Here is a 10,872-nt window from a genome sequence, read left to right on the forward strand (position 1 = left end):
ATGGGGCAAAGAGGCGATCTGAGTTTATGGGAATGCTCGCCAGGGAAGTCGGAAGTTTTCATCTATGCGCTGTGCCACCATGACTGTGTTCACTAATGTTCTGGAGAGTCATGATGTCTGCACCCAAAATTACCTTTATCGGCGCCGGTTCCACGATTTTCGTCAAAAATATCCTCGGGGACGTCTTTCATCGTGATGCGCTGAAATCTGCGCATATCGCCTTGATGGACGTCAATCCTACTCGGCTGGAAGAGTCACACATTGTGGTGCGTAAGTTGATGGACTCAGCGGGCGCGTCCGGGCGTATCACCTGCTATACCGATCAAAAAGCGGCATTGCAGGATGCTGATTTTGTGGTGGTCGCTTTCCAGATTGGTGGCTATGAACCTTGTACCGTTACCGATTTTGCGGTGTGTAAACGTCATGGTCTGGAGCAGACGATTGCCGATACGTTGGGGCCAGGCGGCATTATGCGCGCGCTGCGCACTATCCCGCATTTATGGCAGATTTGTGAGGATATGACCGAAGTCTGCCCGCAGGCCACGATGCTTAACTACGTTAACCCGATGGCGATGAACACCTGGGCAATGTATGCGCGCTATCCGCATATTAAGCAGGTTGGATTGTGTCACTCGGTGCAAGGGACAGCGGAGGAACTGGCCCGCGATTTGAACATCGACCCGGCCTCTTTGCGCTATCGCTGCGCCGGGATCAACCATATGGCGTTTTATCTGGAACTTGAGCGTAAAACGGCTGACGGTGCTTATGTGAATCTCTATCCGGAGCTGCTGGCGGCCTATGAATCTGGTCAGGCGCCGAAACCGAATCTTCACGGTAATACCCGTTGTCAGAACATTGTGCGCTATGAAATGTTCAAAAAGCTGGGCTATTTCGTCACTGAGTCGTCGGAGCATTTCGCGGAATATACGCCGTGGTTTATCAAACCAGGGCGTGAGGATCTGATTGAGCGCTATAAGGTTCCACTGGATGAGTATCCAAAACGCTGTGTGGAACAGCTGGCGAACTGGAACAAAGAGCTGGAAGAGTACAAAACGGCGGCGCGGATCGAGATTAAACCGTCACGTGAATATGCCAGCACTATCATGAACGCTATCTGGACCGGTGAACCGAGCGTGGTGTATGGCAACGTTCGCAATGACCATCTGATCGATAACCTGCCGCAAGGCTGTTGCGTGGAGGTGGCTTGCCTGGTCGATGCGAATGGTATCCAGCCAACGAAGGTGGGTTCTCTCCCGTCACATTTGGCGGCCATGATGCAAACCAATATCAATGTTCAGACCCTGCTAACGGAAGCCATTCTGACGGAAAATCGCGATCGCGTTTATCACGCGGCGATGATGGATCCGCATACCGCCGCGGTATTGGGGATTGAGGAGATTTATGCGCTGGTGGACGACCTGATCGCGTCTCATGGCGACTGGCTGCCGGCCTGGTTACACCGTTAACACACCATTACGCCGGGCAGAGCATCCGGCGTTTAACCTCTGACGTTTCCTCTAACAGAAGGCGGGCGCTGGTAACGGCGACCCGATACCCTATGAGCATCTCTCTGAAAACAAAACTCAGTTACGGATTTGGAGCGTTTGGTAAGGATTTCGCCATCGGTATTGTGTACATGTACCTGATGTATTACTACACCGACGTGGTGGGATTATCGGTGGGGCTGGTCGGAACGTTGTTCCTGGCGGCAAGGATCTGGGATGCGGTAAACGATCCCATCATGGGCTGGATTGTGAACGCCACCCGGTCGCGGTGGGGAAAATTTAAACCCTGGATCTTACTCGGTACGCTGGCGAACTCATTGGTACTGTTTTTGCTTTTTAGCGCACATTTGTTTGAGGGCACTGCGCAAGTCGTATTTGTCTGCGTGACGTATATATTATGGGGAATGACCTACACCATTATGGATATTCCATTCTGGTCGCTGGTGCCAACTATTACGCTGGATAAACGCGAGCGTGAACAACTGGTGCCGTTCCCTCGTTTCTTCGCAAGCCTGGCTGGGTTTGTCACCGCGGGTGTGACGCTGCCCTTTGTGAGCTATGTCGGCGGGGCCGATCGCGGCTTTGGTTTCCAGATGTTTACGCTGGTACTGATTGCATTCTTTATCGTTTCTACCGTTGTTACGCTGCGTAATGTGCATGAGGTTTATTCGTCAGATAGCGAGGCAACGGCGGACAGCAGTCGTCTTGGGCTGAAAGCGATCGTTGGGCTCATCTATAAAAACGACCAGTTATCCTGCCTGCTAGGCATGGCGCTGGCTTACAATATTGCCGCCAATATCATTGCTGGCTTTGCCATTTACTATTTTACTTATGTGATTGGCGATGCAAGCCTCTTCCCGTACTACATGTCTTACGCAGGAGCGGCAAACCTGCTGACGCTGATTTTCTTTCCTCGATTGGTAAAAGCGTTGTCACGACGGATCTTGTGGGCTGGGGCATCCGTGCTGCCGGTGCTCAGCTGTATCGTGCTGCTGGTGATGGCGTTAGCCGGTTTCCATAATATCTTACTCATTGTTATTGCTGGTATTTTACTGAATATTGGTTCAGCGCTTTTCTGGGTGTTGCAGGTCATTATGGTGGCGGATACCGTTGATTACGGCGAATACAAACTGAATGTACGTTGTGAAAGTATCGCTTATTCAGTGCAGACGATGGTGGTAAAAGGCGGGTCTGCGTTTGCCGCTTTCTTTATCGCAGTGATACTTGGGCTGATTAATTACGCGCCGAATGTCGCGCAGTCTGCAGAAACCATTGTTGGTATGCAATTCATTATGATCGCGCTACCAGCACTCTTTTTTGTGGTGACCTTAGTCCTTTACTTCCGCTTTTACCGACTGAACGGCGACACGCTGCGCAGGGTCCAGATTCATTTGTTGGATAAGTACCGTAAGGTGCCGCAGCACCATGAGCAACCGGATATCCCGGCTATTGCGGTAGTCACCCCAGGTGATGTGAAGGCGTAGCTATGGAATGGCATTCGTGGATTGGGTATTTGGCGGCTAGCCTGACGACGCTCTCATTCTTACCGCAAGCGATTAAGGTCATTACCACCCGCAACACGCAGGGTATCTCCGGTTTAATGTATGTAATGTTTGTGTGTGGGCTGGTGTTGTGGCTGATTTATGGATTATTGATTGAAGATACTGCCGTCAGCATGGCGAACTTTCTGACACTCCTGTTCGCCTTGCCGATTCTGGTTATCAAGTCTCGCAATGGGTAGAGCAGATTGCCGGATAAGCGTCAGCGCTATCCGGCAGTTTTTAACTGTCTGTTGTGCCAGCCCGCCAACACGAGCACCGTGGTGAGCGCACCGAGCAGGGCGCAGAACATATCCGACTGGGTATCCCACGGGTCGCCCTGCGTCCCGAGAAAATCATCCGCTCCCTGACCCATCGCCAGCGCTGCCCACCATTCGATCAGCTCATACATCGCGCTAATCGCCAGCGCCACGCAGCAGACCAAAAATGCCAGCATTTTGCGGCCACGAACTATATTACCGCGCACTAAAATCTCTCTTGCCGTCAGGGCGGGCACCAGACCCTGGAAGAAGTGACCCAGCTTGTCATAGGGGTTACGACTGAGATCCAGCCACTCCTGAACCTGAAAACCGATAGGGACTTTAGCGTAGGTATACATACCGCCGACCATCAGAATGATGGCGTGCAAGAAAATGAGCGTGTAGAGCAAGGGCGTCAGCGGGTAGCGCTTCACGGTCGCCAGCAACAGTGGGACGACAATAATGACCGGCGTAACTTCCATCAGCCAGGTGATTTTCTCCGTGGCTGAGATACCGGTGTAGATAAGTATTAGCGCCAGAAGCAGCGCGCCAGAGTGCAAGATTGTGGAGTTCAGTGTGCGGAGCATGGCGAATTCACAAGTAATGGAAAAGGTTACTATTCCCTGTGAGCGGCAAAAATTCAACGCCAGTAAATGGGGGGATAAAGTTGGCCCGGGGGGATCACTGGACTGACGCCAAAAATCTGTTGTCAGTCCAGTGCCGGGCCGAATGGGTTACTTCGCGCAGTTAGCGCATTGTTTGCTGACGATTTGCTGGAAGAAATCGTTGCCTTTGTCATCGACCAGAATGAAAGCCGGGAAATCTTCGACTTCGATTTTCCAGATAGCTTCCATACCCAGCTCAGGGTATTCCACGCATTCCAGATGTTTAATACTCTGCTGCGCAAGTACCGCTGCCGGGCCACCAATGCTACCTAAATAGAAGCCGCCGTGTTTATGGCAGGCGTCTGTCACCTGCTGGCTACGGTTACCTTTTGCCAGCATGATCATGCTGCCGCCGTGAGACTGTAGCAGGTCAACATAGGAGTCCATACGACCCGCAGTGGTTGGTCCTAAAGAGCCGGACGGATAACCCGCAGGTGTTTTGGCCGGGCCCGCGTAGTAGATAGGGTGATCTTTCACGTACTGCGGCAGACCTTCGCCGGACTCAATACGTTCTTTTAGCTTCGCGTGGGCAATATCGCGACCGACAATGATGGTGCCGCTCAGTGACAGACGGGTAGAAACCGGATACTGAGAGAGCTGAGCGAGGATCTCTTTCATTGGGCGGTTAAGGTCAACTTTAACCACTTCACCTTCGCCTGCCTGGCGCAGCGACTCCGGAATGTACTGGGCTGGGTTATGTTCCAGTTTTTCGATCCAGATCCCTTCGCGGTTAATCTTGGCCTTGATGTTACGGTCTGCGGAGCAAGACACACCCATACCAACCGGGCAGGATGCGCCGTGGCGAGGCAGGCGGATCACGCGGATATCGTGCGCGAAGTATTTCCCGCCAAACTGGGCGCCGAGGCCGAGTTTCTGCGCTTCTTCCAGCAGTTCCTGTTCCAGTTGCAGATCGCGGAACGCCTGGCCGTGCGCATTACCTTCAGTCGGCAGTGCGTCATAGTAGTGTGTGCTGGCCAGCTTCACCGTTTTCAGGGTGCTTTCCGCTGACGTGCCGCCAATGACGAATGCAATGTGGTACGGCGGGCATGCTGCGGTACCCAGCGTGCGCATTTTCTCAACCAGGAAGTTTTTCAGTTTGCCGGGGGTGAGCAGCGCTTTGGTTTCCTGATACAGATAGGTTTTGTTCGCTGAACCGCCGCCTTTGGCCACGCACAGGAATTTGTATTCGTCACCATCCACGCTGTACAGGTCGATTTGTGCGGGCAGGTTGGTGCCGGTATTCACTTCTTTGTACATATCCAGCGCCGCGTTTTGCGAGTAGCGCAGGTTATCTTCAATATAGGTATTAAATACGCCCTTGGAGAGTGCCGCTTCGTCGCCGCCACCGGTCCAGACGCGCTGACCTTTTTTACCCATGATAATTGCCGTACCGGTGTCCTGGCAGGTTGGCAATACGCCTTTAGCAGCGATTTCGGAGTTTCTCAGGAACTGCAGCGCTACGTATTTATCGTTTTCGCTGGCTTCGGGATCATGGAGAATTGAGGCGACTTGCTGTTGGTGTTCAGGGCGGAGCATGAAGGAGGCATCGTGGAAGGCTTGTTGGGCCAGTAGCGTAAGTGCTTCAGGGGCTACTTTCAGGATTGTTTCGCCTTCAAACTCGCCGACGCTGACGTGATCGGAGGTCAGCAGGTAGTACTCAGTTTTGTCTTCCCCCAGTGGGAAAGCCGCCTGATAAGTGAATTCAACTTTTGACATTTGCTTCCAGCCTTTTCATTTTTCTCAGGAATTTTAAAATTCTCTGTGTCTTGACGGTGGCGTGCCGTACCAAAGCGGACAGCACGCGCACTGTAATTACAGGAAACCGTACATTGCGGCGAAGATCCAACCAAAGACACAGGATACGCTCACGCCGATCAACCCAGGTAGAATGAAGCTGTGGTTGATAACGAAACGGCCAATGTGGGTGGTGCCGGAACGGTCAAACTGAATAGCCGCCAGATCGCTCGGGTAAGTCGGCAGAATGTAGTAACCGTAACATGCCGGAGCGGAAGCAACGATGTACGCTGGATCAACCCCAATTGCCAGTGCGACCGGAACAATCGCCGCCAGCGCCGCAGCCTGGGAGTTTACAAATTTGGAAACCAACAGCAGAACAATTGCATAGGCCCACGGATACTCTTTCACCATATTGCCCAGCACACCTTCGATTTCCGTCATGTGCGCGCCGAACATTGTTTCGGCCATCCAGGCAATACCGTACACCGCCACAATCGCGATCATACCGGAACGGAAGACTTCGTTTTTAGATATTGAAGCGGGATTGGTCTTCGTCAGGATAATAATCAGCGCACCGGTCAGCAGCATGAACATCTGGATAACCAGTACCATTGACAGCGGTTTGCCGCTGAAGGTAGGGCGCAGCTCAGAGAATGCGCCGAGCACGGCAACAACGGCGATAGCGGCAAGGAAGATCCACATGGCCAGCCAGTTGCTTTTCGGCAGCTTTTTGTCTAACAGTGTGGCGGTATCGCCATAAACGTAGTTGTGGTTTTCAGGAACGGAAATAAACTTCTGGAACTCTTCATCTTTATCCAGATCTTTACCGCGGAACCAACTGAAGATACCGATCGCCAGGATACCCAACAGGGTAGACGGGATAGTGATGCTGAGCAGGTCGAGGAATTCAAGATGCTTGCCTTCAAACGTTACGTTACCCAGCATTGCGACCAGTGATACAACGGCCACGGACACCGGGCTGGCGATAATCCCCATCTGCGCACCGATAGAACTCGCCGCCATCGGACGTTCCGGGCGAATATTGTTCTTAATGGCAACGTCATAAATGATTGGCAGGATGGTGTATACCACGTGGCCTGTACCGCAGAGAATCGTCAGGGTGCAGGTAACGAACGGGGCGACGATGGAAACGTATTTTGGGTTACGGCGCAGCAGCTTTTCAGCGATTTGCAGCATAACGTCAAGGCCGCCGGAGGCTTGTAAGGTTGCCGATGCGGCCACCACGGCAATAATAACCAGCATTACATCTACAGGTGGTTTACCCGGCTGGAGATGGAAAACGAAAACCAGAATGACCAGGCCGATACCGCCTAATAAACCCAGCGCGATACCGCCCTTTCTGGCACCATAAAACAAACATATTAATATTATAAGAAGTTGTATACTAAATAACATTTTATTTACCCTCGCGAAAAAACCAGTCAATTTTTTGAAAAATGGATCTGTGCCACATTCTTTTTTGCCGGAATAGGCATCAAAAAATGGTCAGTATTCGATATGTCCGTATTTGCGATTAATGTTCAAATGTCTTGCTAGAATGTTTTTTTAACGTTATGGCGATATTTAGCTTTTTTCTGTGGCTTTGATCAGAGGAGAGAATCCTCAGGCGATGGGAAGCAGAGCTGGACATGGAGAGCTGCGGTTGACGCTGTAATTTATCTGTTTTGCGTTTTCCGCTATTTCGTGAACCACCGACAGAATGGGTGAGTAGGTTATTTGTGTGATCACGCTCACGCCATTTCATAATGTGATGAGGTTGGCGTGCGGATACTTTTATTTGCTCACAAAAATGTACGGTGTCCATGGTACGTAGCATGGTCTCCATTGCTACCAGTCTAGATTTTGTATGTCTGGTTAATTTCAGACTAATCCTTTATGGGTAAAAATACACACTCTGCGAGCTAGATAATACTTAATTAACTTTTGTTAGCGATTTTGAAATTAAAAACAGTGTGACGTTAATCAATATTAAAATAATACATTTAACATGCTGGATACAAATATATTTGATCTAACGCAAATTTATAATTCTGCAGCATGATTCAGAAAAGAAGGGATTTTTCATTATTTTAATAATTGTTACTTTCAAATAACAAATAATCCCAAATTGTTTTTATTGGCAATATTGTTTTAGTAATGAGTAATGTTCAGCCTGAACGCGGTAACGATAAACCGGTCTACCGGTTACGCCATAATGGATGCTGGTAAATAGGATGTGACAATTGACGAGCCAGATAAGATATTTACGGCAAGAAACGCGCGAGATATTGACCTCGTTGGCCAGTTCATCGGTGGAGAATTCCTGATCCTGATGCTCATCAATCCACTGGCACAGCGTGCGTAACGTTTGTGGCGTTAATCCTTTAGGTAAGCGTCGCGCTTCCTGTTCATTGGAGGAACTGCCGTGAATCAACTGGTCAAGCTCAGACTGTTCATAGTACTGATGCTTTTCCATCTCGGTTTTCTTCTGTAGCCAGCCGGTCAGCGCCTCTTCAAAACGGGACGCCTGGAACGGTTTGATCAGGTAGTCAACGACACCATAGTGGAGAGAGTCTTTGATGGTGGTCGCGTCAGCGGCGGAAGAGATGACAATGACATCACACTTGCAACCTTCGCTGTGCAATACAGGCAACAGATCCAGACCGTTTTCTTTTTGCATATAAATATCAAGCAAAATCAAATCGATATGATTACCGCTATGAAAGATTATCTCTTTTGCTTTCTCCAGCGTGGAGGCTGTGCCGCAGCAATGAAAACCGGAGAGTTGCGCGACATAACGGCGGTTTAATTCCGCTACCATTGCATCGTCATCGACAATTAAGACATTGATCATCTGCTGGCCCTCTCACCATTCCACGGTAACTGTACAAAAAATTGGGTGAAGATCCCAGGTTCTGACTCGACGGAAATATTGCCGCCAACGTTTTCAACCTGTTGTTTAACAAGCGCTAAACCAACGCCCCGTTCGGTTCCTTTTGACGAAACGCCCTTCTCAAAGATGTGCTCAATGTGTTCGGGGGCAATCCCCGGACCATCGTCATTCACTTCGCAATGCAACCAGCCGTGTCGATAATGCAAGGATACGCTGATCTCGCCACCAGGTTCTTGACCTAGCGCCTCCAGGGCGTTTTCAATTAAATTCCCCAGAACGGTAATCAGCACAGCCACCTGATCTTCGTTGCTGTTTTCCGGCAACTGGCTTTCATTGCTGATCACAAGGCTATGGCCTAAATCAGATGTGCGATTAATCTTACTGAGTAAAAATCCTGCGATCACCGGGGATTTTATTTTTCCTAACAGTGAGCCAATCTCTTCCTGATAACTGTTCGCGGTCTTCAGGATGTAATTTTCAAGCTGCTTATAACTTTTCAGATGCAATAATCCCAGAATCACGTGCAATTTATTCATGAATTCGTGGGATCGTTCACGAAGTGCGTCGGCATAGTTGACCATGCCGTCCAGTCGTTGCATTAATTTTCGGACTTCAGTCTTATCTCTGAATGTTGAAATGGCCCCGATGATTTTACCGTTGCTGAGTACCGGAACCGTGTTAATTAAGAGTAGCCGATCCTTCACCATGATCTCTTCATCGCGACGCGGCGTTCCGTCATGCAGTACCTGTGAAAAATCGACCACTTTTGACCATGCGTGGCTGAGCGTGGAGAGCTGGGCATCGTCGTGCGATTTGTGGTAATCCAGCAGGTCTTGTGCCGCCTGGTTTATCAGCGTCACTTCACCGCACTCGTCAACGGCAATGACGCCTTCCTTTATAGAGTGCAGCATCGCCTGGCGTTGTTCGAACAGATTGGAGATTTCATAAGGCTCCAGACCAAACAGAATACGCTTGAGGACTTTGACAAATACCCATGTGCCGAGCAGCCCAACCAGCACGCCAAATAAGATGGACCAAAAGATGCTGCCACGGCTGTTATTGATCTGCTCAGTCACCCTGCTTAGCTCAAGGCCGATCGACACGACGCCTATCTGCCGGTGATGCTCGTCATAAATAGGGGTAAATACGCGCAGGGCTTGCGCCAGAAATCCGCGATTAATGGCGACATTCTCTTTCCCTTGCAGGGCCAGCAAAATGTCATCGCCTTTAAACGGCTGACCGATTCGCTGCGCTTCGGGATGGGAGTAACGAATGCTTTGCATATCGGTGACGACGATGAACAAAAAATCGTTGCTCTTATTCACCGCCTGGGCAATCGCCTGAATACCGCTTTCCTCGGGCTTTTTCATTAGCCCCTGGCGGATCTCAGGGGAGTTTGCCAGCGTTCGTGCGACCGCAAGCGCTTTACCTGCTAATGCATCGCGCGTCATGTTGCTGATTTGCGAGAAATAAATCAGATGAACGACAAGCAGTACGGAGAAGAGTACCGCACTGACCATGAGGATCACGGTAGTGCCGAGCTTCATTGGGCGTTTGCGTATAGCAGTACGTTGCAGAGAGTGTCTCATCACGGTCCTGGAATCACGGTTTGTATGGGTATTATCGCCTGATGGGATGCGTAATTCAAAGGTGGTAGGGATGATGGGGCATGGCCTGCCTGGGCTTTTCTTCTATATATAGCGTAGAGCGAGTCTCTTTTTATATAGAGATTTCCTTATCTGTTTTCTCTTCTTTCAGGGATGTTGACCGCTATTTTGCTTACGATTGTGGATAACTCTGTGTGTAAATGGGTATAAGGCGGGGTTTTGCTGTGGAATGCAGCGGTCAGTCATTTTTCTGCAATTTAAGGGTTGCGGGCCGCAGGAAACTCCCTATAATGCGCCTCCATCGACACGGCGGATGTGAATCACTTCACACAAACAGCCGGTTCGGTTGAAGAGAAAAACCTGAAAATGAGGGTTGACTCTGAAAGAGGAAAGCGTAATATACGCCACCTCGCGACAGAGCGCTAAAGCGCGTCGCAACTGCTCTTTAACAATTTATCAGACAATCTGTGTGGGCACTCGAAGATACGGATTCTTAACGTCGCAAGACGAAAAATGAATACCAAGTCTCTGAGTGAACACGTAATTCATTACGAAGTTTAATTCACGAGCATCAAACTTAAATTGAAGAGTTTGATCATGGCTCAGATTGAACGCTGGCGGCAGGCCTAACACATGCAAGTCGAACGGTAGCACAGAGGAGCTTGCT

The 10,872-nt window shown here is 50.0% G+C and carries 9 protein-coding genes and 1 rRNA gene (1 of these 10 cut by a window edge); 4 read left to right on the top strand and 6 right to left on the bottom strand.

Annotated elements, in window-relative coordinates; all coding sequences use genetic code 11:
• Positions 1 to 110 precede the first annotated feature (110 nt).
• From melA to WC7_RS00060, 3 genes are all read left to right on the top strand, one after another.
• The gene (melA, locus tag WC7_RS00070; protein ID WP_029139678.1) at positions 111 to 1,466 is read left to right on the top strand and encodes an alpha-galactosidase; all 1,356 of its coding nucleotides are present in this window, start codon (positions 111 to 113) and stop codon (positions 1,464 to 1,466) included.
• 92 nt (positions 1,467 to 1,558) lie between these two features.
• Complete coding sequence (melB, locus tag WC7_RS00065) at positions 1,559 to 2,989, top strand: melibiose:sodium transporter MelB (protein WP_016155415.1); 1,431 nt, start codon at positions 1,559 to 1,561, stop codon at positions 2,987 to 2,989.
• A gap of 2 nt (positions 2,990 to 2,991) precedes the next feature.
• Positions 2,992 to 3,246: a SemiSWEET transporter gene (locus WC7_RS00060; protein ID WP_016155416.1), complete on the top strand. Its 255-nt coding sequence runs from the start codon at positions 2,992 to 2,994 to the stop codon at positions 3,244 to 3,246.
• Positions 3,247 to 3,272: 26 nt separating this feature from the next.
• On the opposite strand, the gene WC7_RS00055 is transcribed toward WC7_RS00060, so the two are convergent.
• From WC7_RS00055 to WC7_RS00035, 6 genes are all read right to left on the bottom strand, one after another.
• On the bottom strand, positions 3,273 to 3,890 hold the full coding sequence (locus WC7_RS00055) for a DUF2238 domain-containing protein (RefSeq protein WP_016155417.1): 618 nt from the start codon (positions 3,888 to 3,890) through the stop codon (positions 3,273 to 3,275).
• Between the two features lie 147 nt (positions 3,891 to 4,037).
• On the bottom strand, positions 4,038 to 5,684 hold the full coding sequence (fumA, locus tag WC7_RS00050; RefSeq protein WP_016155418.1) for a class I fumarate hydratase FumA: 1,647 nt from the start codon (positions 5,682 to 5,684) through the stop codon (positions 4,038 to 4,040).
• Positions 5,685 to 5,780: 96 nt separating this feature from the next.
• Complete coding sequence (dcuB, locus tag WC7_RS00045; protein ID WP_003031873.1) at positions 5,781 to 7,121, bottom strand: anaerobic C4-dicarboxylate transporter DcuB; 1,341 nt, start codon at positions 7,119 to 7,121, stop codon at positions 5,781 to 5,783.
• Between the two features lie 118 nt (positions 7,122 to 7,239).
• On the bottom strand, positions 7,240 to 7,542 hold the full coding sequence (locus WC7_RS26905) for a hypothetical protein (protein ID WP_131341598.1): 303 nt from the start codon (positions 7,540 to 7,542) through the stop codon (positions 7,240 to 7,242).
• A 297-nt stretch (positions 7,543 to 7,839) separates the two neighbouring features.
• Entirely contained in the window at positions 7,840 to 8,559 is a 720-nt protein-coding gene (gene dcuR / locus WC7_RS00040; RefSeq protein ID WP_016155419.1) for a two-component system response regulator DcuR, read from the bottom strand.
• The gene (locus WC7_RS00035; RefSeq protein ID WP_016155420.1) at positions 8,556 to 10,187 is read right to left on the bottom strand and encodes a sensor histidine kinase; all 1,632 of its coding nucleotides are present in this window, start codon (positions 10,185 to 10,187) and stop codon (positions 8,556 to 8,558) included. The genes dcuR and WC7_RS00035 overlap by 4 nt, the downstream gene beginning before the upstream one ends.
• Before the next feature lie 597 nt (positions 10,188 to 10,784).
• On the opposite strand from WC7_RS00035, the gene WC7_RS00030 reads away from it, so the two are divergent.
• Positions 10,785 to 10,872, top strand: a 16S ribosomal RNA gene (locus WC7_RS00030) (it continues 1,454 nt past the right edge of the window).

The organism is Citrobacter sp. KTE151 (assembly GCF_000398845.1).
GTDB classification, from domain to species: domain Bacteria; phylum Pseudomonadota; class Gammaproteobacteria; order Enterobacterales; family Enterobacteriaceae; genus Citrobacter; species Citrobacter braakii.